19 protein-coding genes are annotated in these 20,947 nt (G+C 63.6%); 12 read left to right on the plus strand and 7 right to left on the minus strand.

The genetic code is table 11. The features are described 5' to 3' along the window. The first annotated feature begins 4 nt into the window (after nt 1-4). The 10 genes from mrdA to F6X61_RS17905 all read left to right on the plus strand — a co-directional run bounded on the left by mrdA (nt 5) and on the right by F6X61_RS17905 (nt 10,947). Nucleotides 5-1,903, plus strand: a complete 1,899-nt coding sequence (gene mrdA / locus F6X61_RS17860; RefSeq protein ID WP_110993392.1) for a penicillin-binding protein 2 — start codon at nt 5-7, stop codon at nt 1,901-1,903. Between the two features lie 38 nt (nt 1,904-1,941). Next, nucleotides 1,942-3,045, plus strand: a complete 1,104-nt coding sequence (rodA, locus tag F6X61_RS17865; RefSeq protein WP_167409818.1) for a rod shape-determining protein RodA — start codon at nt 1,942-1,944, stop codon at nt 3,043-3,045. 17 nt (nt 3,046-3,062) lie between these two features. Continuing rightward, nucleotides 3,063-4,073, plus strand: a complete 1,011-nt coding sequence (gene mltB / locus F6X61_RS17870) for a lytic murein transglycosylase B (protein WP_153787723.1) — start codon at nt 3,063-3,065, stop codon at nt 4,071-4,073. After that, a complete protein-coding gene (locus F6X61_RS17875) occupies nt 4,073-5,071 on the plus strand; it encodes a septal ring lytic transglycosylase RlpA family protein (protein ID WP_153787724.1) in 999 nt (332 codons plus the stop codon). The genes mltB and F6X61_RS17875 overlap by 1 nt, the downstream gene beginning before the upstream one ends. 279 nt (nt 5,072-5,350) lie before the next feature. Then, nucleotides 5,351-6,511, plus strand: coding sequence for a D-alanyl-D-alanine carboxypeptidase family protein (locus tag F6X61_RS17880; RefSeq protein ID WP_153787725.1), 1,161 nt, complete (start codon nt 5,351-5,353; stop codon nt 6,509-6,511). A gap of 72 nt (nt 6,512-6,583) precedes the next feature. Then, a complete protein-coding gene (locus tag F6X61_RS17885) occupies nt 6,584-6,859 on the plus strand; it encodes a DUF493 domain-containing protein (protein WP_153787726.1) in 276 nt (91 codons plus the stop codon). After that, nucleotides 6,859-7,506 (plus strand): lipoyl(octanoyl) transferase LipB, encoded by a 648-nt coding sequence (gene lipB / locus F6X61_RS17890; protein WP_153787727.1) that lies wholly within the window; start codon nt 6,859-6,861, stop codon nt 7,504-7,506. The genes F6X61_RS17885 and lipB overlap by 1 nt, the downstream gene beginning before the upstream one ends. A gap of 2 nt (nt 7,507-7,508) precedes the next feature. Then, nucleotides 7,509-8,525, plus strand: a complete 1,017-nt coding sequence (gene lipA / locus F6X61_RS17895; protein ID WP_153787728.1) for a lipoyl synthase — start codon at nt 7,509-7,511, stop codon at nt 8,523-8,525. A 97-nt stretch (nt 8,526-8,622) separates the two neighbouring features. Further along, nucleotides 8,623-9,561 carry an LD-carboxypeptidase gene (locus tag F6X61_RS17900; protein ID WP_153787729.1) on the plus strand — a complete coding sequence of 313 codons (939 nt, stop codon included), beginning with the start codon at nt 8,623-8,625 and terminating at the stop codon, nt 9,559-9,561. Nucleotides 9,562-10,035: 474 nt separating this feature from the next. After that, nucleotides 10,036-10,947 (plus strand): N-acyl homoserine lactonase, encoded by a 912-nt coding sequence (locus F6X61_RS17905; protein WP_153787730.1) that lies wholly within the window; start codon nt 10,036-10,038, stop codon nt 10,945-10,947. 9 nt (nt 10,948-10,956) lie between these two features. On the opposite strand, the gene F6X61_RS17910 is transcribed toward F6X61_RS17905, so the two are convergent. The 5 genes from F6X61_RS17910 to leuS all read right to left on the minus strand — a co-directional run bounded on the left by F6X61_RS17910 (nt 10,957) and on the right by leuS (nt 17,000). Continuing rightward, nucleotides 10,957-12,273 carry a lytic murein transglycosylase gene (locus F6X61_RS17910; protein ID WP_153787731.1) on the minus strand — a complete coding sequence of 439 codons (1,317 nt, stop codon included), beginning with the start codon at nt 12,271-12,273 and terminating at the stop codon, nt 10,957-10,959. Nucleotides 12,274-12,343: 70 nt separating this feature from the next. Beyond that, complete coding sequence (gene arfA, locus F6X61_RS17915; protein WP_153787732.1) at nt 12,344-12,508, minus strand: alternative ribosome rescue factor ArfA; 165 nt, start codon at nt 12,506-12,508, stop codon at nt 12,344-12,346. A gap of 144 nt (nt 12,509-12,652) precedes the next feature. After that, nucleotides 12,653-13,690, minus strand: coding sequence for a DNA polymerase III subunit delta (gene holA, locus F6X61_RS17920; RefSeq protein WP_153787733.1), 1,038 nt, complete (start codon nt 13,688-13,690; stop codon nt 12,653-12,655). Between the two features lie 36 nt (nt 13,691-13,726). Then, nucleotides 13,727-14,332, minus strand: coding sequence for an LPS assembly lipoprotein LptE (gene lptE, locus F6X61_RS17925; RefSeq protein WP_153787734.1), 606 nt, complete (start codon nt 14,330-14,332; stop codon nt 13,727-13,729). A gap of 61 nt (nt 14,333-14,393) precedes the next feature. Next, nucleotides 14,394-17,000: a leucine--tRNA ligase gene (gene leuS / locus F6X61_RS17930; RefSeq protein WP_153787735.1), complete on the minus strand. Its 2,607-nt coding sequence runs from the start codon at nt 16,998-17,000 to the stop codon at nt 14,394-14,396. Between the two features lie 239 nt (nt 17,001-17,239). Here leuS and F6X61_RS17935 point away from each other — a divergent pair, with 239 nt between their 5' ends. Together F6X61_RS17935 and F6X61_RS17940 are read left to right on the plus strand one after the other, a co-directional pair. After that, complete coding sequence (locus F6X61_RS17935; RefSeq protein WP_125462479.1) at nt 17,240-17,554, plus strand: hypothetical protein; 315 nt, start codon at nt 17,240-17,242, stop codon at nt 17,552-17,554. Nucleotides 17,555-17,683: 129 nt separating this feature from the next. Next, on the plus strand, nt 17,684-18,445 hold the full coding sequence (locus F6X61_RS17940) for a YdcF family protein (protein ID WP_153787736.1): 762 nt from the start codon (nt 17,684-17,686) through the stop codon (nt 18,443-18,445). 126 nt (nt 18,446-18,571) lie between these two features. Here the strand turns inward: F6X61_RS17940 and lnt are convergent, their stop codons facing one another. Continuing rightward, a complete protein-coding gene (lnt, locus tag F6X61_RS17945) occupies nt 18,572-20,089 on the minus strand; it encodes an apolipoprotein N-acyltransferase (protein WP_153787737.1) in 1,518 nt (505 codons plus the stop codon). Between the two features lie 8 nt (nt 20,090-20,097). After that, nucleotides 20,098-20,937 carry an HlyC/CorC family transporter gene (locus F6X61_RS17950; RefSeq protein WP_110993410.1) on the minus strand — a complete coding sequence of 280 codons (840 nt, stop codon included), beginning with the start codon at nt 20,935-20,937 and terminating at the stop codon, nt 20,098-20,100. Between the last annotated feature and the right edge of the window lie 10 nt (nt 20,938-20,947).

Genomic DNA, 20,947 nt, shown 5'->3' on the forward strand with positions numbered 1-20,947 from the left:
GCCGATGCCGCAGCAGATCCGCCTCAAGGACCACGAGAAAGACGCCCGCCTGGTGCGCAACCGCGTCGTCGTAGGCGCCGTGGCGGTGGTGCTGCTCGTCTGCGTGTTGATCGCCCGGTTGTACTTCCTGCAGGTCATCCAGTTCGACTACCACTCGACGCTGTCGGAGAACAACCGGGTGCATGTGCAGCCGATCCCGCCGACCCGCGGGCTGATCTTCGACCGCAACGGGGTGATCGTCGCCGACAACCGGCCCAGCTTCAGCCTGGTGATGACCCGCGAACGCTCCGGCAACCCTGGCAAGTGGCAGGAAGTGCTGGATGTGATCGTCGAGGTGCTGGAGCTCACCCCGGATGACCGTGCCCTGTTCGAGAAACGCATGAAGCAGGGGCGCCGGCCATTCGAACCGGTGCCGATCCTGTTCGAGCTCAACGAAGAACAGATCGCCCGTATCGCGGTCAACCAGTTCCGCCTGCCCGGTGTCGAGGTGGCGGCGCAGTTGGTGCGTCACTACCCGCAGGGTGCGCACTTTGCCCATTCGGTGGGTTATGTGGGGCGGATCAACGAGAAAGAGCTCAAGACCCTCGACCCGGTGAACTACAGCGGCACCCACCACATCGGCAAGACCGGCATCGAGCGTTTCTACGAAGATGACCTGCACGGCCAGGTGGGCTACGAGGAAGTCGAGACCAATGCCCGCGGCCGGGTGCTGCGGGTGCTCAAGCGCACCGACCCCAAGCCGGGCAAGGACATCGTGCTGAGCCTCGACATCAAGCTGCAGGAAGCGGCCGAGCAGGCGCTGGGTGGGCGGCGTGGCGCGATCGTGGCGCTCGACCCGCGCACCGGCGAGGTGCTGGCGATGGTCAGCCAGCCGAGCTTCGACCCCAACCTGTTCGTCACCGGCATCAGCTTCAAGGCCTATGCCGAGCTGCGCGACTCGATCGACCGGCCACTGTTCAACCGTGTGCTGCGCGGCCTGTACCCGCCGGGTTCGACCATCAAGCCGGCCGTGGCCATTGCCGGCCTGGACAGTGGCGTGGTGACCGCCTCCAGCCGGGTGTTCGACCCGGGCTACTACCAACTGCCCAACTACGACCACAAATACCGCAACTGGAACCGCACCGGCGATGGCTGGGTGGACCTGGATGTGGCGATCATGCGGTCTAATGACACGTACTTCTACGACCTTGCGCACAAGATGGGCATCGACCGCTTGTCCAACTACATGAACCGGTTCGGCATCGGGCAGAAGGTCTCGCTGGACATGTTCGAGGAATCCCCCGGGCTGATGCCGTCCCGCGAATGGAAGCGCGCCACCCGCCGCCAGGCCTGGTTCCCGGGCGAAACGCTGATCCTCGGTATCGGCCAGGGCTACATGCAGACCACGCCGTTGCAGCTGGCCCAGGCCACCGCGCTGATCGCCAACAAGGGCGTGTGGAACCGCCCGCACCTGGCCAAGACCATCGAAGGCCAGCCGCCGGTGGACGAGAACCCGATGGAGAACATCGTCCTGCGCGACAAGTCCGACTGGGCCAAGGTCACCCATGGCATGGAGCAGGTGATGCACGGTGCCCGTGGCACCGCGCGCAAGGCGGCCCTTGGCTCGCAATACCGTATCGCCGGCAAGAGCGGCACCGCGCAGGTGGTGGCGATCAAGCAGGGCGAGAAGTACGACCGCAACAAGCTCCAGGAGCGCCACCGCGACCACGCCCTGTTCGTTGCCTTCGCCCCCGCCGAAGACCCGAAGATCGTGGTCTCGGTGATGGTCGAGAACGGCGAGTCCGGCTCCGGTGTCGCCGCCCCCGTGGTACGCCAGGTCATGGACGCCTGGCTGCTCGACGAGAACGGCCGGCTCAAGCCTGAGTTCGGCCCCGCCACAGTCGCCCAGGAAACGGCCCCGTGATGAACAACTTCGATCGCATGCTCTCCAGCGAGGACGTGATGCGCCGGCGCGCCAGCTTCCTGCAGCGCATCCACGTCGACGGCCCCTTGCTGCTCATCCTGCTGACGCTGGCCGCCGGCAGCCTGTTCGTGCTGTATTCGGCCAGCGGCAAGAACTGGGACCTGCTGATGAAGCAGGCCACCTCCTTCGGCATCGGCCTGGTGTCGATGTTCATCATTGCCCAGCTGGAGCCGCGCTTCATGGCGCGCTGGGTGCCGCTGGCCTACCTCACCGGGGTGATGCTGCTGGTGGTGGTGGACGTGATGGGCCACAACGCCATGGGCGCCACGCGCTGGATCAACATCCCCGGGGTGATCCGCTTCCAGCCCTCGGAGTTCATGAAGATCATCATGCCGGCGACCATCGCCTGGTACCTGTCCAAGCGCACCCTGCCGCCGCACCTCAAGCACGTGGCAATCAGCCTGGTGCTGATCGGCGTGCCGTTCATCCTCATCGTGCGCCAGCCCGACCTGGGCACGGCGCTGCTGATCCTCGCCTCTGGTGCCTTCGTGCTGTTCATGGGCGGCCTGCGCTGGCGCTGGATCGTCAGTGTGATCGCCGCGGCGGTGCCGGTGGCGGTGGCCATGTGGTTCTTCGTCATGCACGACTACCAGAAACAGCGTGTGCTGACCTTCCTCGACCCGGAAAGCGACCCGCTGGGCACCGGCTGGAACATCATCCAGTCCAAGGCGGCGATCGGCTCGGGCGGGGTGTTCGGCAAGGGCTGGCTGCTGGGCACCCAGTCGCACCTGGACTTCCTGCCGGAAAGCCACACCGACTTCATCATCGCCGTGCTCGGTGAAGAGTTCGGCCTGGTCGGCATCTGCCTGCTGCTGCTGATCTACATGCTGCTGATCGGCCGTGGGCTGATGATCACGGCCCAGGCGCAGACCCTGTTCGGCAAGCTGCTCGCGGGCAGCCTGACCATGACCTTCTTTGTTTATGTGTTCGTCAATATCGGTATGGTCAGCGGCCTTCTGCCCGTGGTGGGCGTGCCGCTGCCCTTCATCAGCTATGGCGGAACTTCGTTGGTGACGCTGCTGTCAGCGTTTGGCGTTCTGATGTCGATCCATACGCACCGCAAATGGATTGCTCAAGTTTGAAAAAGGTGAAGAATTCAATGCAAGCAGTGCGTGGCTGGGTTGCCCGTTGTGTGCCGTGGATCGGCGCGGTGGGCCTGTTCGGCGCTGTCCAGCAAGCCCTTGCCGGCGATTACGACGGCTCGCCCCAGGTGGCCGAGTTCGTTGGCGAGATGACCCGTGACTACGGCTTTGCCAGTGAGCAGTTGATGGGCGTGTTCAGCGAGGTGCAGCGCAAGCAGGCGATCCTCGACGCGATTTCGCGGCCGGCCGAGCGGGTCAAGCCGTGGAAAGAGTACCGCCCGATGTTCATCACCGACGCGCGCATCGCCCGCGGCGTGGACTTCTGGCGCCAGCACGAGGCGGTGCTGGCCCGCGCCGAGCAGGAATACGGCGTGCCGGCGCAGTACATCGTCTCGATCATCGGCGTGGAGACCTTCTTCGGCCGCAACACCGGCAACTACCGGGTGATCGACGCACTGTCCACCCTCGGTTTCGATTACCCGCCGCGCGCCGAATTCTTCCGCAAGGAACTGCGCGAGTTCCTGCTGCTGGCCCGCGATGAACAGCTCGACCCGCTGACGCTCAAGGGCTCCTACGCCGGCGCCATGGGCCTGCCGCAATTCATGCCGAGCAGCTTTCGCAACTACGCGGTGGATTTCGACGGCGACGGCCACATCAATATCTGGAACAACCCTGACGATGCCATCGGCAGCGTCGCCAGCTATTTCAAACGTCACGGCTGGGTAGCCGGTGGCGCCGTGGTCAGCCGCGCGCAGGTCGCAGGCGCCAGCGCCGACCAAGGCCTGACCACCGGCATCGAGCCGGTCAAGACCGTGGGGCAGTTGCGAGCGCTGGGCTGGTCGAGTCATGATGCGCTGCGCGATGATCTGCCGGTCACCGCCTTCCGCCTGGAAGGCGAGTACGGCCCCGAGTACTGGATGGGCCAGAAGAACTTCTACGCGATCACTCGCTATAACCGCAGCGTGATGTATGCCATGGCGGTGCATCAGCTTGCCGAACAGCTGGTTCAAGCACGGGGCGTCAAGTAATGCGCGCAATCATCTCTGCCAATACCTTCAAGCTGCTGACTTGCGTCACCGTCGGCATGCTCCTGGTCAGCTGCTCCAGCAGCCGCCCGACCTCCCAGAGCAGCGGCAACTCCGTGCGTTCGCAACCGGGCCTGGATATCAACCGCGCCCACAAGGATGGCGCGCCGTGGTGGGACGTGGACGTCAACAAGATCCCCGACGCCACCCCAACCGTGCACACCGGCAACTACAAGGCCAACCCGTACACGGTGCTGGGCAAGACTTATTACCCGATGCAGGACTCGCGCAACTACCGCGCCGAGGGCACTGCCTCGTGGTACGGCACCAAGTTCCACGGGCAGAACACTGCCAACGGCGAGCTGTACGACCTCTACGGCATGAGCGCGGCGCACAAGACCCTGCCGCTGCCGGCCTACGTGCGGGTGACCAACCTGGCCAACGGCCGCAGCGTGATCCTGCGGGTCAACGACCGCGGGCCGTTCTACTCCGACCGCATCATCGACCTGTCCTACGCGGCGGCGAAGAAGCTCGGCTATGCCGAGAGCGGCACCGCCCATGTGCGCGTCGAAGGTATCGACCCGCAGCAATGGTGGGCCCAGCGTGGCCAGCAGCCACCGCTGATGCTCAAGGAACCGCAGGTCGCCCAGGCCCAGCCGATCGCCGCCAGCACCGGGCGTGTCGAGCAATGGACCCCGCCGCCGCAGCAGCACGCCGCGCCCGTGGTGCCGGTGCAGGTGAGCGGCAACAACGTGCCGAACAGCAACGGCGGCAGCATCCTGCAGGTGGGCGCCTTCGCCAACCCGGATGCCGCCGAGCTGCTGCGCTCCAAGTTGAGCACCATGGTCAGTGCGCCGGTGTTCATCAGCTCGGTCGTGCGCAACCAGCAGACCCTGCACCGGGTGCGCCTGGGGCCGTTCAACAGCCAGGGCGAGATCCAGCAGACCCAGGACAGCATTCGCCTGGCCAATCTCGGCCAGGCCAAAGTCGTGACTGACTGACCGGTCGCATCAACGTCATCGCGGGGCAAGCCCGCTCCCACGCCAGGTACTCCAAACGGCGTGGGAGCGGGCTTGCCCCGCGATGAATCAAAGCGCCGACCTGTCGGTTTGTTCATGAATTGCCGGGCGTTGCCATGTACAATGCCCGCTTTTGCCCGCAGCGGCATTAGGTCGCACTTTTGCGGGCCAGGCCATTGGCCATAAAACTAGACTGACGGGGCGCCGGGCACACGATGTGGCCCGCGGAACATCAGACCATTAGCGATTTACGAGAGACGGATGAACATCACCAACCTTGCCAAACGACTTTGCCTGCCTGTTCTGCTGCTGATCACGCCTGTCGCCTTCGCGGCCGAGCAGATGATGCCGGCACCACCGCAACTGGCCGCCAAGTCCTATGTACTCATGGACGCGGCCAGCGGCAACGTGCTGGTCGAGAACAACGGTGACGAGCGCCTGCCGCCAGCCAGCCTGACCAAGCTGATGACCGCCTACATCGCCACCCTCGACATCCGTCGTGGCCAGATCGGCGAGAACGACCCGGTGACCGTCAGCGAAAACGCCTGGCGTACCGGCGGTTCGCGCATGTTCATCAAGGTCGGTACCCAGGTGACCGTCAGCGACCTGCTGCACGGCATCATCATCCAGTCCGGCAACGATGCATCGGTGGCCCTGTCCGAGCACATCGCCGGCAGCGAAGACGCCTTCGCCGACATGATGAACAAGACGGCCGCCGACCTGGGCATGGGCAACAGCCACTTCATGAACCCGACCGGCCTGCCGAACCCGGAGCACTACTCCTCGGCCCACGACATGGCCCTGCTGGCACGCGCGATCATCAACGAAGACCCTGCGCACTACGCCATCTACTCGCAGAAAGAGTTCTTCTGGAACAACATCAAGCAGCCTAACCGCAACCTGCTGCTGTGGCGCGACAAGACCGTCGACGGCCTGAAAACCGGCCACACCGACGAAGCCGGCTACTGCATGGTCGCCTCCGCCGTGCGTGACGGTCAGCGCCTGATCGCCGTGGTGTTCGGCACCAACAGCGAGCAATCGCGTGCCGCCGAAACGCAAAAGCTGCTGACCTACGGCTTCCGCTTCTTCGAAACCCAGACCTTCTATCAGAAGGGCACCGAGCTGACTCAGGCCCCGGTATGGAAAGGCGCGACCAACCAGGTGAAAGCCGGCCTGGCCAACGACCTGACCATGACCATGCCTAAAGGCCAGTTGAAGCGCCTGCAGGCTTCGATGAGCATGAATCCGCAACTGACCGCTCCGATCGCCAAAGGTGACGTGATCGGTAAAGTGGAAGTCAAACTGGACGAGAAAGTGATTCACAGCGCCGACCTGATCGCCCTCGATGGCGTGGAGGAAGCTGGTTTCTTCGGCCGTATGTGGGATAGCATCCGCCTGTTCTTCTACGGTTTGTTCAACTGATACGTGACCTGCATGCCCCCGTGAACCAGGCGGGGGCGTTGCTGTTGCCACGGCTTACGAGGCCATCCCGCAATGAGCGAAGAAGACGTCAAGTCGCATAAGATCGAATTCCCTTGTGCGGACTATCCGATCAAAGTGATCGGCGATACCGTGGTCGGCTTCAAGGACACCGTGATCGAGATCCTCAGCAAGTACGCCAAGGTCGACCTGGCCACACTGGCCGAGCGCCAGAGCAAGGAAGGCAAGTACACCACGGTGCAACTGCACATCATTGCCGAAAGCGAAGATCAACTGCACGACATCAACAGTGCCCTGCGTGCCACCGGCATCGTGAAAATGGTGCTGTGATGAGCGCATGCCTCGGTATCCGCGAGCTTGGCCTGCAGCCCTATGAACCGGTGCTCGAGGCCATGCGTCGCTTTACCGAGGCGCGTGGCCCGGATGCCCAGGACGAAGTCTGGCTGGTGGAGCACCCGGCGGTGTTCACCCAGGGCCAGGCCGGCAAGGCCGAGCATCTGCTGGTGCCTGGCGACATCCCGGTGGTGAAGACCGACCGCGGCGGCCAGGTGACCTACCACGGCCCCGGCCAGTTGGTCGCCTACCTGCTGCTGGATGTGCGTCGCCTGGGCTTTGGCGTGCGCGAGCTGGTCAGCCGCATCGAGCAGACGCTGATCGAGCTGCTCGCCAGTTACGGCGTGCAGGCTGCCGCCAAACCCGATGCCCCTGGCGTTTATGTCGATGGAGCGAAAATCGCCTCCCTTGGCCTGCGAATCCGCAACGGTCGTTGCTTCCACGGCCTTGCTCTGAATGTGGACATGGACCTCGCGCCATTCCGCCGAATCAACCCCTGTGGGTATGCGGGGCTGGCCATGACCCAGCTGCGCGACCTGGCAGGCCCGATCGAACTCGACGAGGTCAGGACAAGGCTGCGCGGACAGCTGGTCAAGCACCTCGACTACGCTGAGCAGACGACCCTCACGGGCGGAATCGACTGAATATGACAACTGTGCAAGAAGCCGTGCCGAACCTGATCCCGACGCAAGACGTCACCCCGCGCCCCGCGCCCAAGAAAGTCGAAGCCGGCGTGAAGCTGCGCGGCGCCGAGAAGGTGGCGCGCATTCCGGTGAAGATCATCCCCACCGAAGAACTGCCGAAGAAACCCGACTGGATCCGCGTACGCATCCCGGTTTCGCCGGAAGTCGACCGTATCAAGCAGCTGCTGCGCAAGCACAAGCTGCACAGCGTGTGCGAAGAGGCATCCTGCCCGAACCTGGGCGAGTGCTTCTCGGGTGGCACCGCCACCTTCATGATCATGGGTGACATCTGCACCCGTCGCTGCCCGTTCTGCGACGTCGGCCATGGCCGGCCGAAGCCGTTGGACCTGGACGAGCCGAAGAACCTTGCCGTGGCCATCGCCGACCTGCGCCTTAAGTACGTGGTGATCACCTCGGTGGACCGCGACGACCTGCGTGACGGCGGTGCCCAGCACTTCGCCGACTGCATCCGCGAGATCCGCGCGCTGTCGCCGGGTGTGCAGCTCGAGACCCTGGTGCCGGACTACCGCGGCCGTATGGACGTGGCGCTGGAAATCACCGCGCAGACCCCGCCGGACGTGTTCAACCACAACCTCGAAACCGTACCGCGCCTGTACAAGGCCGCGCGCCCGGGTTCGGACTACGACTGGTCGCTGGACCTGCTGCAGAAGTTCAAGCAGATGGTGCCGCACGTACCGACCAAGTCCGGCTTGATGCTGGGCCTGGGCGAGACCGACGAGGAAGTGATCGAGGTCATGCACCGCATGCGTGAGCACGAGATCGACATGCTCACCCTCGGCCAGTATCTGCAGCCGTCGCGCAGCCATCTGCCGGTGCAGCGCTTCGTGCACCCGGACACCTTCGCCTGGTTCGCCGAGGAAGGCTACAAGATGGGCTTCAAGAACGTTGCTTCCGGCCCGCTGGTACGCTCCTCGTACCACGCCGACCAGCAGGCTCACGAAGCCAAGATCAAGCTCTGAAGCGGGCTTGAGCTGAACATGCCGATGCACGCCGAAAGGCGGCATCGGCTTTTTTTTAGCTGTAAGTTTCAAGCGACAAGCTGCAAGGAGTAGCGCGATGAATTGCGTGGAGACCGTTGAAACCCTGCTGCCAGGGGCTCTGTCCGGCAATGCCCGGTTCGCTATCGTCGCCCCGGCAGGGCCGGCCCGACTGGATGCTGACAAGGCTCGCCAGTGGTTCGACAGCCGTGGGTATCAATGCCGAATCTACCCAGGCGTCAACCAGGCCGATGGATACCTGGCGGGCAGTGATCAACAGCGCCTGCAAGACCTGCACGATGCCTTCCAGGCCCCGGATATCGACGCCATCGTCTGCATGCGTGGCGGCTACGGCAGCATGCGCCTGCTGGATGCGCTGGACTTCGACCTGATCCGTCGCCACCCCAAGCCGCTGGTGGGCTACAGCGATATCACCGCGTTGCATACGGTGCTCAACCGCCATGCCGGGCTGATCAGCTTCCACGGTGCGATGCTCAATGCCGATCTGTTGGGGGGCAAGCTGGAGCCGACGGTGAGCTCACTGTTCGAGCAGTTGAGTGGGCGGCTGGGGGAGGGTGATGCGATTGTCCACCCGGCGGCCTACCCGTTGACCACAGTTGTGCCGGGTGTGGCGAGCGGGCGGCTGGTCGGCGGTAACCTGTCGTTGCTGGGTGCAACGCTGGGGACTGTGGCCGAGATCGATTGCGAGGGCGCAATCCTCTTTATCGAGGACGTCAACGAGCCGCTGTACCGGGTTGACCGCCTGCTGACCCAGCTGCGCCTGGCGGGCAAGCTGGAAGGCCTGAGGGGTGTGCTGGTGGGGGACTTTGCCGGGGTGTCGGTGGCAGCGATGACGCCGTTGCTGGTGGACATATTCGGGCCGCTCGGGGTGCCGGTGATGGCCGGGTGGCGCAGCGGGCATTGTGATCCGAACCTGTGTTTGCCGATGGGGGGGCGGGTGAAATTGGATGCCGCAGGTCGAGCCCTGGTGTTGGAGCAGGCACTGTTCAGGCTTTGAGAATGCCGGGGCCGCAAAGCGGCCCCGGCAATCGATAGGGCTCGGCTTGCGATGCAGCCCATTCGCGGCACGCGGCCGCTCCTGCACAGAGCCCACAAAAGGCAGTTTCTCCCACAGGAATGTGACCTGCGAGCGGGCTTGCCAGCGATCACGGGTATTGGCGCTGATGATCCCGACGGGGCTACTCGCTTTCACGGTCTGCGGCTATGGGTGAGTCCTGCACGCGACCCGCTCGCTGCACCTACGCGCTAGTAGGGTCCGCAACCATGGAAGCTATCGTCGAGCAGAGTATGACCACGGCATAGGACTATGCGTGGCAAGAGCGATGCCTCGTGATGATATCGATCTGTTAACGATGTGTATTGTTCAGTAGCGTTTAAATGACCTGGTAATTCTGCTAGTTGTACGAGTTCTGCGTTTGCTGATACTGATGTCGAAGTTGGCACATTGTCGTCAAACTGAAGGAGACAGGTCATGTGGCTCAACGCTGGTTGTGCACGGGTGTTTCTATCTTTGGCTTTATTGCTGAATCACGGGTTTCCTAGGGCGGAAGCCTTTTTGCAGCAGCAAGGCGAGGAAATGGCTGCAAGGTTGACTGCTCGTTTTGATGATGTAAGAGCAGATTGTGGGAGTCCTTCCAGGCCGGCATTTTTGTGCTCCGGTGTAATAATCAGAGCGACTGAGTACAGTAGAAATTTTGATTTTTGGAATCCTAGTCCAGGCTCCAAGTATCGGGGTGGCGTTTCGTTTTCCTATCTGCGTAGCGGTTCTGTATTTGTAAATGGGATGCCTGGCTTGGTTAAGGGTTTTATTGCAATGCCACCAATGGCGGGTGCAGTGGCAAGCCCTTTCAAATATGTATGCGTATTTCCGGTCGATGCGGCAACTGATCTAAGGTCAGACAGAGGTTGTGGTATGGTTAATGGCGATCTCTCAAGTAGATATTGCAGCTCTCAGGGAATCATCAGCGCAGAGCAATATGTCAGCAAGTATTACGCCGATTTGGGGAATGGTTTCAATCCTAAGCAAAAGCAGTGCAGCTTTGATGTTCGGGAGGGCTCGCCAAATTCTGCGAATTCTTTTTATCAGAACTTGAAGGCAGTGGCGAGTGTCAACTATCTTGATCCTAATTATGATGAGAATGAGATGGTGGCGATAACGTGGTTGGATAATATTCCAGGTCAGCTGCCTATCGAGGCACTGTTTTATTTCAATAGAGCAGGTCGGGATAACTCGTTGGCTGTAAGTTATGCCCAGTACGACCAGCGCAGGTTCAAGGCTGAGACCGGAAGGTTTCTCCCGATCATCAGCCTTCGACTACCAAGCCACTACAGTGGGCGTGCCACTTTTATGTACTTTACGAGCGATCAAGCAATCACTGAGTGAGTGAAACGATCACTGCGCACGCAGCGAATTTAGCAACTTGTGCGTCGGGTATCCGTCCGCCGGCCAGCCCTGGCCCTGTTGCGCATTGCGAATGGCCTTGCGGGTGTTGGCGCCGATGATGCCATCGGGGTTACCCGCCTCATGCCCGCTGGCGTTGAGCAGGCTCTGCAGTTCGATGCGCTCGCTGCGGCTCAAGGGCAGGTCGTCCTTCGGCCAGCTGCCGGCGATGAAGCCCCAGCCATAGAAACGGTCGCCCAGCAGGCTGACCGCCAGCGCGTAGGACGACGAGTTGTTGTACTTGAGGATTGCGCGGAAGTTGTCCAGCACCAGGAACGCCGGGCCGCGAGCGCCAGCCGGCAGCAGCAGGGCGGCGGACAGCTGGCTGCTGTTGGCCGGCAGTTGGGTGCCCGCCGGCAGTTTCACGCCCAGTTGCAACCAATCGTTGACGCTCTTGCGCTGGCTGCCGTCGGCCAGCCAGTAGTCGAAGCCGGCAGGTACCTGCACTTCGAAGCCCCAGGGTTGCCCGCGTTTCCAGCCAGACGCCTGCAAGTAGTGCGCGGTCGACGCCAGGGCATCGGCGGTGCTGTTCCAGATATCGCGGCGGCCATCACCGTCGAAGTCCACGGCGTGGGTCAGGTAGGTGGTGGGGATGAACTGGGTCTGGCCCATGGCCCCGGCCCAGGAGCCACGCATGGCGTCAGGCTGGATGTCGCCGTTCTGCAGGATCTGCAGGGCGGCGATCAGCTGGTCCTGGGCGAACTGCGGGCGACGGCCTTCGTAGGCCAGGGTGGCCAGCGAGCGGATCACCGATTTGCTGCCCTGGAACTGGCCGAAGTTACTCTCCATACCCCACACCGACACCAGCACCTGGCGATCGACACCATAGCGTTGCTCGATGCGGGCCAGCAGCTCGGCGTTCTGCTCCAGCAGTTTCTTGCCGTTGCGCACGCGCAGTGGCGACAAGGCGCCATCCAGGTATTCCCAGACCGGGCGGGTGAATTCGGGTTGGCTGCGGTCGGCCTTGATCACGTCCATGTCCGGGGTGACGCCGAGGAAGGCGCGGTCGAACAGGCTGGGGCTGATACCGGCTTGCAGGGCCTGCTGGCGGAAGCCGGCCTGCCATTGGGCGAAGGTCTGCAGAGGCTGGATTTCGCTGCTGGTGTCGGCGCTGGTGCCGGGCAGCGTGACGACGGGGGCGGGCTGGGCGGGAGCCAGCGGCAGGGCGTCGGCGGCGGTGGGTTTCTCGGCGCAGGCAACGAGCAGGATGAAGCTGGTGGCCGCGATCAGCTGGCGAGGTTGCCAGCGTAGAGTGAGACGAGAGGGCATGCACGAATCCAGAATTGCAGGTCAGGTGCCGACCATACCATGCCTGCGCATTTCATGCCTTTGATGGCTTTCATGCCGCCATAAAGCAGGAAGCCTCCCAATCTCTCGATTGGAAGGCTTCGCGGCGGTAGCTGCCTTTGCCTTTGTCCGGTCGTTCCTGGCGGCAGCGGAACAGCGGTTGGGCGATGATCGACTTGGCCTTGTTGGGGCCGTGCTTTTTCGGCTTTTTGCTCATGGCGGGTTCCCGATTGGGGTGGGTTTCGGGGCGCACTCTAGGCTTGTGCAGGCGTGGGGGCCAATTGATTGTGTTTATGGTTCGAAGGCCTATCGCGGGGCGCGTGGGAGCGGCGGTTCGGCGTCCCGACTTGCCCCGCGATCATCATTCGGCGGGAAGGGCCAGGCGCTGTCCGGCCATCAGCAGCGACAAGCGCGCCAGACTGGTCCAGGGCGAACCCTGGGCCTGGCCTTTGATCTGCGCATCGATACGCTGGGCATCCTGCAGCAGCATGGCCCAGCGCTGCGCCGAGAGGCGCTGCAGGGCCTTGCTCACCAGCGGTCGACGCTTGTCCCACACCGGTGGCCGGGCCTGGCTGAAGGCCTTGTCCAACGGCACCCCCTGGCTGAACTGCTGCGCCAGCCCCGCCAGCAGGCGCAGTTCACGGGCCAGGGCCCAGAGGATCACTGGCGGCTCGACACCTTCGCCGCGTAGCCCCTCGAGCATGCGCAGGGCATGGGCTGCCTCGCCGTTGAGGATGGCATCGACCAGGCCGAACACATCGAAACGGGCACTGTCGGCAACCGCCGCCTGTACCGTCTCGACGGTGATCTGGTTGCCATCGGCCAACAGCTTGAGCTTTTCGATTTCCTGGGCGGCGGCCAGCAGGTTGCCTTCGACCCTGGCGGCGATCATGTCGACCGCATCGCGCTGGGCCGTCAGGCCGGCCTGTGAGAGACGCTGGTTGATCCACTGTGGCAACTGCTGGGCATCCACCGGCCAGATCTGGATGAACTGGCAGTGGCCGCCCTCGATCAGTGCCTTGCCCCACTTGGTTTTCTGCGCGCTGCCATCGAGCTTGGGCAGGCTGATCAGCAGCAAGGTGTCTTCGGCGGGGTTGGTGCAGTACTCGATGAGTGCGGCGGCGCCCTTGTCGCCAGGTTTGCCCGAAGGCAGGCGCAGCTCCAGCAGGCGGCGCTGGGCGAACAGCGAGAGGCTGGCACCGGCCAGCAGCAGGTTGCCCCAGTCGAAGTTGGCATCGGCGCTGAACACCTGGCGCTCGTCGTAGCCTTGCTGGCGCGCGGCGCCACGAATGGCGTCGGCGGCTTCCTGGCACAGCAGCGGGTCGTCGCCGCTGACGATGTACACAGGCGCCAGCTGGCCCTGCAGGTGTTTGTTGAGTTGGGCTGGGGAGAGTTTCATGGCGAAGGGCGGGGTGCCGGGGCACCCCGTTCAGGCTCAGTTGGCCGGGACTTCCAGCGGGGATTGCTGGGGCGTCTCGTCGCGGATGCGTTGTGCTTCCTGCAGGGCCTGGGCTTCGGCTTTGGCGCGTTCGTCGGCCTTGTGCTGCAGCTCGTCCAGGCGTTCCGGAGTGAGCTGTTGCAGGCGAACCATCATGTTCTGTACCAGGTCGCTGCGCATTTCCTGACGAACCTGGGTCGCTTCCTGGCTGGAGCCGGTGATGTTGTTGCCGTTGTGCACGTAGTAGCGCTGCACCTGCACTTTGTCTTCCAGCAGCACAGTGTCGTTCCGGCCTTCGATGGCATAGTTCAGCACCGTGGTCAGCTCGTATTCCGACGAGCGGTTACCACCGCTGTAGGTCGCCGCGCGCTGGGTTTCCTGTTCGTTGGTGAGTACCAGCTTGAACGGTGCACCGCTGTATACCCTTACCTCGTTGCTTTCCAGAGTGCGGCGCAACTGCTTGACGGTATCGCCGTAAGCGTTGCGGGCGCTGAGGTCCAGCTCCTTGATGGTCAGTTCGGTGGTGCCGGTGCCGCGCAGCTGGAAACCACAGGCGCTGAGCAGTACGGCCAGGCCCATTACCAGCAGATTGCGTTTGATCATGTTGTAGCTCCCTCGTGGGCCGAATACGCCCGCCCGCGCTGTGCGCGGACGGGCGTTGCCATCAATTGGCGACGATGTTGACCAGCTTGCCCGGTACCACGATGACCTTGCGGATGGTCAGGCCATCGGTGAAGCGCAGGACATTCTCGTTGTTGCGGGCAGCCGCTTCGATCTCCTCGCGGCTGGCGGCGGCAGGCATGTCCACCTGGCCGCGCAGCTTGCCGTTGACCTGTACCACCAGCGTGACGGTGTCCTGCACCAGCGCGCTTTCGTCAACGGCCGGCCAGCCGGCGTCGATCACGGCCTGGTCGTGGCCCAGGTGCTTCCACAGCTCGTGGGAAATGTGCGGGGTGATCGGCGACAGCAGCAGGGTCACGGCCTCGAGGCCTTCCTGCAGCAGGGCACGGTCCTGGGCGGTGGCTTGCGGGGCCTTTTCCAGCACGTTCATCACGGTCATCACCTGGGCGATGGCGGTGTTGAACTTGTGGAACTGGCCGACATCGGTGCTGGCCTGCTTGATCGCCGCGTGGATGGCACGGCGGATGACTTTTTGTGCGTCGTCGAGCGAGGCGACATCCAGCTTGCCCGGCAGGCCCTGGGCAACGTGGGCCTGGGCCAGGCGCCAGACGCGGCGCAGGAAGCGGCTCGCGCCTTCGACGCCGGAATCGGACCATTCCAGGCTCATGTCGGGCGGCGAGGCGAACATCATGAACAGGCGGCAGGTGTCGGCGCCGTAGACGTCGATCATCGACTGAGGGTCGACGCCGTTGTTCTTCGACTTCGACATCTTCTCGGTGCCGCCGATTTCCACCGGCAGGCCGTCGGTCTTCAGGCGTGCGCCGATGATCTTGGCCTTGGCATCACGCTCGATCTCTACATCGGCCGGGTTGAACCAGTCCTTGCCGCCGTTGCTGGCGACGCGGTAGTAGGTTTCGGCGACGACCATGCCCTGGGTGAGCAGGTTTTTGAACGGCTCGTTGGAGGTGACCAGGCCTTCGTCACGCATCAGCTTGTGGAAGAAGCGCGCGTACAGCAGGTGCAGGATGGCGTGCTCGATGCCACCGATGTACTGGTCGACCGGCAGCCAGTGGTTGGCCGCTTTCGGGTCTACCAGGCCCTTGTCGTAGTTCGGCGAGGCGTAGCGGGCGAAGTACCAGGACGACTCGACGAAGGTGTCCATGGTGTCGGTTTCGCGCTTGGCCGCAGTGCCGCATTTCGGGCAGGTGCATTCATAGAATTCGGGCATGCGCGCCAGCGGCGAACCGGCGCCGTCCGGCACCACGTTCTCCGGCAGGGTGACTGGCAGCTGGTCTTCCGGCACCGGCACGTCGCCGCACGCCGGGCAGTGGATGATCGGGATCGGGCAGCCCCAGTAGCGCTGGCGGCTGATACCCCAGTCGCGCAGGCGGAACTGGGTACGCGACTTGCCGAGGTCCTTGCGGATCAGGGCGGCTTCGATGGCGTCGAAGGCGCCGGCGAAATCCAGGCCGTCGTATTCGCCGGAGTTGATCAGCTGGCCATGCTCGCCATAGGCGGCCTGCCATTCGCTGGACACTTCGTCACCGGCGCTGGTGCGCACAACGGCCTTCACCGGCAGGTTGTACTTGTGGGCGAACTCGAAGTCGCGCTCGTCGTGGGCAGGTACGGCCATCACGGCGCCGTCGCCGTAGTGCATCAGTACGTAGTTGGCGACCCACACCGGCAGTTTCTCGCCGGTCAGCGGGTGTTCGACCAGCAGGGAAGTGGCCATGCCCTTCTTCTCCTGGGTGGCCATGTCGGCTTCGGCGACGCTGCCGCTCTTGCACTCGTCGATGAACGCCTGCAGCGCCGGGTTGCCCTGGGCGGCCTGGGTGGCCAGCGGGTGCTCGGCGGCGACGGCGACGTAAGTGGCGCCCATCAGGGTGTCGGGGCGAGTGGTGAAGACTTTCAGCGTGCCTTCGTGGCCGATGCTGGCCTGGTCGTAAGGGAACTGCACTTCCATGCCGCGCGACTTGCCGATCCAGTTGCGCTGCATGGTCTTGACCTGTTCAGGCCAGCCCGGCAGCTCGTCGAGGCTTTCCAGCAGCTCGTCGGCGTAGTCGGTGATGCGGAAGTAGTACATCGGGATTTCGCGCTTTTCGATCAGCGCGCCCGAGCGCCAGCCACGGCCGTCGATGACCTGCTCGTTGGCGAGCACGGTCTGGTCGGCCGGGTCCCAGTTCACGGTACCGTTCTTGCGGTAGATGATGCCTTTCTCGAACAGGCGGGTGAACAGCCACTGTTCCCAGCGGTAGTAGTCCGGCTTGCAGGTGGTGACTTCACGCGCCCAATCGATGCCAAGGCCCAGGCTCTTGAGCTGGGTCTTCATGTAGTCGATGTTTTCGTAAGTCCACTTGGCCGGGGCGACGTTGTTTTTCATCGCCGCGTTTTCCGCCGGCATGCCGAAGGCGTCCCAGCCCATCGGCTGCAGGACGTTCTTGCCCAGCATGCGCTGGTAGCGGGCAATCACGTCGCCGATGGTGTAGTTGCGCACGTGGCCCATGTGTAGCTTGCCGCTCGGGTACGGGAACATCGACAGGCAGTAGTAGGTGTCCTTGCCTGGCTGTTCGGTAACAGCGAACGACTGTTGCTCGTCCCAGAACTTCTGGGCGGCGGCTTCGATATCACGGGGCGTGTATTGTTCGTGCATGGCTACTTTTTAACTGAGAGAGAAAGGACCCTGTTTCCAGGCAGCGGAACCTCGCTGCGACCGGCACTCCGGTGTCGATAGAGTGAACGCCGTAGCATACATGAGCGTCGCGCATCGTGGGAAACCCTGATTGCATCCCCCGCCGCGCGGGCCGTTGGTCGCGGCGGGCAGCTGCTTTTCATGACAACGCTAAGCTCATTTGTGGGGGGAGATATTCTTACCTTCAATGAGGTGAACGGATGGGAGAGTCGCAACTACCTGCAAGCAAACCGGAGCTCTACGAACGCCTGATCGACCGCCTGGGCCTGGCACTGGAAGTGGCCAGAACCTCGGTACGATTGCGCGACGAGATGCCTGCCGAGCTGGAATTGCGTGGCCTGAGCCACGCCGAGTTCGAGGTGATCAAGGCCTACCTGGAGTCTCTCCCGGCAGGTCGCCATGCCAGCGCCGGTGCCTACCCGCAACCGGAACCATCCTCGGCCAGGATCATCTGGCTAAAGGATCGAAAACGCGCCACTGCTCCAGCAAGATCCAGGACGCAGCCATCCCGATAGCCGTTCAGGTTTGCAGGCGCACGTGCTCACGCGCCGGTTCTTCAACACCCACACTGTGATCGGCGTCGACCTCCCCTTGAGGCCCGGCGCCGATCCTCTTAGGCTGCATGCCTTCCATGGAGGTGTGCGATGCCGATTCGCTTTTTCATCAAACAATGGCTGATGCCGCCGGGCGTATTGCTGCTGTTGCTGCTGGCGGCCTGGTGGTGGCGTCGACGCCGGCCGCGCCTGGCGGCTGCGTGCTTTGCCCTGGGCCTGGGCGGGCTGTGGCTGATGAGCTTGCCGCTGGTCGTGGAGCAGGCGGCCCGGCAGCTGGAAACGGAACCTGCGTTGGCGCCGCAGAGCTGGGCGAGCCTGGCAAGCCGTGCCGATGCCATCGTGGTGCTCGGCGCTGGGCGTGATCGAGGCGATCCGGCCTGGGGTGGCAGCGATCAACCTTCCTACCTGGCCCTGGAGCGCATCCGCTATGCCGCGCAACTGGCCAAGGCGTCCGGGTTGCCGGTGCTGACCAGCGGTGGCCTGCACTATGGCACGCCGCCGAGTGAGGCGCAGTTGATGGCGGAGCGGCTGCAGGCAGATTTCGGCGTTTCGGTCACCTGGAAGGAAGAGGCCAGCCATACCACCTGGGAGAACGCCGCGCTCAGCGCACAGGTCCTGCAGCCGCTGGGGATCCGTCGTGTGGTGGTGGTGACCCAGGCCTGGCACATGCAACGCTCGCGCTGGAGCTTTGAGCGTGCCGGGTTTGAAGTGGTGCCGGCGCCGGTGGGGTTCCTCGGGCGCGATCATGCCCGGCCGTTTGCCGGTTTGCTCCCGGAAAGCCGGGCGATCTGGCAGAGCGGGCAGCTATTGAACGAGGCGGTGGGGCTGGTGGGGTATCGGGTTTTCTACTGAATCTTGCACCGCAGGTGCCTGCCTCTTCGCGGGTAAACCCGCTCCCACAGGTACCATGCAAGCCTTGAGGGCCGCGGCGAACCTGTGGGAGCGGGTTTACCCGCGATGAGGCCGATACAGGCGCTATCAGACGGTCTTGGCAATCCGCCCGGCCAGCAGCGCCCAGCCCAGCAGCAATGCACAGACAATCGCCAGCGGCCACGAACGCCATTGCAGGTAAGGCGTCAGCTGTTGCATCGGCACGACCTCGCCATACAGCACCGCGCGCTCGAACTGCGGGATCTGCGTGGTGATCTTGCCGAACGGGTCGATCAGCGCGGTCACGCCGTTATTGGTGGCGCGGATCATCCAGCGGCCGGCTTCCAGTGCCCGCATCTGCGCCATCTGCAGGTGCTGCAGCGGGCCGATCGAGGTGCCGAACCAGGTGTCGTTGCTGATGGTCAGCAGCAGGTCGCTGCGTGCTGCCAGGCTAGCGGCGAACTCGGGGTAGACCACTTCGTAGCAGATGTACGGTGCAATCTGGTAGCCCTTGGCCTGCAGCAGCGGCTGGTCCGCGGGGCCGCGGGCAAAGTCCGACATCGGCAGGTTGAAGAACTCGATCGCCCCGCGCAGCATGTCCTGCAGTGGCACGTATTCGCCGAACGGCACCAGCTTCTGCTTGAGGTACAGGCCGTCGCCTTCGCCGGCCACGGTGATGCCGTTGAAGTAGCGCCGCTGGTGGTGGACCATCTGGCGTACCGGCACCCCGGTGATCAGAGCCGAATGCCGCTCGGCGGCGAACGCCCCCATCATGTCGATGTAGCCCTGGGCCTGGTCCTTGAGCACCGGTACCGCGGTTTCCGGCCAGATCAGCAGGTCAACCGGCTTGGAGCTGAAGCTCATGTCACGGTACAGCGCCAGCTGGGCGTTGACGTGGGCCGGGTCCCATTTCAGGTCCTGTTCGACGTTGCCCTGCAGCGCGGCAACCTTGAGCGGGTCGCCGGCGGGCTTGGTCCAGGCGTGGCCCTTGAGCGCCATGCCGACGACCCAGGGCGCCACCAGCAACACGGCGCCGATAGCCAGGAACGATGGGCGTGCGCGCAGGCGCAGCAGGTTGCACAACAGTGCCGCAGTCAGCGCAAGGCTGAACGACACCAACCACACACCGCCGAGCGGCGCCAGACCGGCCAAGGGGCCGTCGAGCTGGCTGTAGCCGGCGTAGAGCCATGGGAAACCGGTCAGGAACCAGCCACGGAAGGCTTCCTGCAGCAGCCACAGCGCAGCGAAGCTCAGCGCGTCGGCCAAGGGTGCCTCGTCGCGGCGCAGCCAGCGCGCCCAGAGCCAGGCCGGCAAGGCGAAGAAAAACGCCAGGCAGGCGAAGAACGCCAGCAGCAGCAGGATCGCCAGCAACGGCGAGGCGCCGCCGTAGGTGTTCATGCTGACGTAGATCCACCAGGTGCCGGCGCCATACAGGCCGAAGCCGAAGCACCAGCCGCGGGCCAGTGCCTGGCGCGGGTTGAGGGTACGCAGGCCGGCGTAGAACAGGGCGATGGACAGCAGCGCCAACGGCCAGATGTCGAAAGGCGCCAGGGCCAGGAGGGTGGAAGCGCCGGCCACCATGGCCAGCAGGTTACCGGGCCAGCCGGGGCGGGTGATCCAGCGCATGTTCGTCCTTAACGGTTGATCGGTGTCAGGCGTAGCAGGTGTATCCGCCGGCTGTCGGCGTTGAGAATGCGGAAGCGGTAGCCGCCGATCTCGGTGGTCTCGTTGCGTTTGGGCAGGTGACCGAACGCACTCATCACCAGGCCGCCGACCGTGTCGAACTCGTCATCGGAGAATTCGCTGTCGAAGAACTCGTTGAAGTTCTCGATCGGGGTGAGGGCCTTGACCAGGAAGTCGCCGCTGGGCAGCGGCTTGATGTAGCTGTCTTCCTCGACGTCGTGCTCGTCTTCGATGTCGCCGACGATCTGTTCAAGCACGTCTTCGATGGTCACCAAGCCGGCCACACCGCCGTATTCGTCGATGACGATGGCCATGTGGTTGTGGTTGGCGCGGAACTCGCGCAGCAGCACGTTCAGGCGCTTGGACTCGGGCACGAAGGTGGCCGGGCGCAGCAGGTCCTTGATGTTGAAGCTGTCGCCGTTCTCTTTGAGGATCAGCGGCAGCAGGTCCTTGGCGAGCAGGATGCCAAGCACATCGTCATGGCTCTCGCCGATCACCGGGTAGCGCGAGTGCGCGGCATCGATCACCGCAGGCAGGAACTCGCGTGGCGATTGGCTGGCCTTGATGCTGATCATCTGCGAGCGCGGCACCATGATGTCGCGCACCTGCAGGTCGGCGACCTGGATGGCGCCTTCGACGATGGTCAGCGCTTCGCTGTCGAGCAGCTTGTTCTGATGGGCTTCGCGCAGCAGCTCAAGCAGCTGCTGGCGGTTTTTCGGCTCATGGGCAAAAGCCTGGGTCAGCTTACCCAGCCAGGACTTTTGCCCGTTGCTCGATCGGTCTTCGCTCATGGCGGTTACT

The sequence above is a fragment of the Pseudomonas sp. EMN2 genome (genome assembly GCF_009650555.1).
Taxonomy (GTDB): Bacteria; Pseudomonadota; Gammaproteobacteria; order Pseudomonadales; family Pseudomonadaceae; genus Aquipseudomonas; species Aquipseudomonas sichuanensis.

What these genes read in the sequence shown, in the direction of transcription:
- mrdA (WP_110993392.1), top strand. Translation starts at nt 5, where the DNA reads ATGCCGCAGCAGATCCGCCTCAAGGACCACGAGAAAGACGCCCGCCTG.
- rodA (WP_167409818.1), top strand. Translation starts at nt 1,942, where the DNA reads ATGCGCCGGCGCGCCAGCTTCCTGCAGCGCATCCACGTCGACGGCCCC.
- mltB (WP_153787723.1), top strand. Translation starts at nt 3,063, where the DNA reads ATGCAAGCAGTGCGTGGCTGGGTTGCCCGTTGTGTGCCGTGGATCGGC.
- F6X61_RS17875 (WP_153787724.1), top strand. Translation starts at nt 4,073, where the DNA reads ATGCGCGCAATCATCTCTGCCAATACCTTCAAGCTGCTGACTTGCGTC.
- F6X61_RS17880 (WP_153787725.1), top strand. Translation starts at nt 5,351, where the DNA reads ATGAACATCACCAACCTTGCCAAACGACTTTGCCTGCCTGTTCTGCTG.
- F6X61_RS17885 (WP_153787726.1), top strand. Translation starts at nt 6,584, where the DNA reads ATGAGCGAAGAAGACGTCAAGTCGCATAAGATCGAATTCCCTTGTGCG.
- lipB (WP_153787727.1), top strand. Translation starts at nt 6,859, where the DNA reads ATGAGCGCATGCCTCGGTATCCGCGAGCTTGGCCTGCAGCCCTATGAA.
- lipA (WP_153787728.1), top strand. Translation starts at nt 7,509, where the DNA reads ATGACAACTGTGCAAGAAGCCGTGCCGAACCTGATCCCGACGCAAGAC.
- F6X61_RS17900 (WP_153787729.1), top strand. Translation starts at nt 8,623, where the DNA reads ATGAATTGCGTGGAGACCGTTGAAACCCTGCTGCCAGGGGCTCTGTCC.
- F6X61_RS17905 (WP_153787730.1), top strand. Translation starts at nt 10,036, where the DNA reads ATGTGGCTCAACGCTGGTTGTGCACGGGTGTTTCTATCTTTGGCTTTA.
- F6X61_RS17910 (WP_153787731.1), bottom strand. Translation starts at nt 12,273, where the DNA reads ATGCCCTCTCGTCTCACTCTACGCTGGCAACCTCGCCAGCTGATCGCG.
- arfA (WP_153787732.1), bottom strand. Translation starts at nt 12,508, where the DNA reads ATGAGCAAAAAGCCGAAAAAGCACGGCCCCAACAAGGCCAAGTCGATC.
- holA (WP_153787733.1), bottom strand. Translation starts at nt 13,690, where the DNA reads ATGAAACTCTCCCCAGCCCAACTCAACAAACACCTGCAGGGCCAGCTG.
- lptE (WP_153787734.1), bottom strand. Translation starts at nt 14,332, where the DNA reads ATGATCAAACGCAATCTGCTGGTAATGGGCCTGGCCGTACTGCTCAGC.
- leuS (WP_153787735.1), bottom strand. Translation starts at nt 17,000, where the DNA reads ATGCACGAACAATACACGCCCCGTGATATCGAAGCCGCCGCCCAGAAG.
- F6X61_RS17935 (WP_125462479.1), top strand. Translation starts at nt 17,240, where the DNA reads ATGGGAGAGTCGCAACTACCTGCAAGCAAACCGGAGCTCTACGAACGC.
- F6X61_RS17940 (WP_153787736.1), top strand. Translation starts at nt 17,684, where the DNA reads ATGCCGATTCGCTTTTTCATCAAACAATGGCTGATGCCGCCGGGCGTA.
- lnt (WP_153787737.1), bottom strand. Translation starts at nt 20,089, where the DNA reads ATGCGCTGGATCACCCGCCCCGGCTGGCCCGGTAACCTGCTGGCCATG.
- F6X61_RS17950 (WP_110993410.1), bottom strand. Translation starts at nt 20,937, where the DNA reads ATGAGCGAAGACCGATCGAGCAACGGGCAAAAGTCCTGGCTGGGTAAG.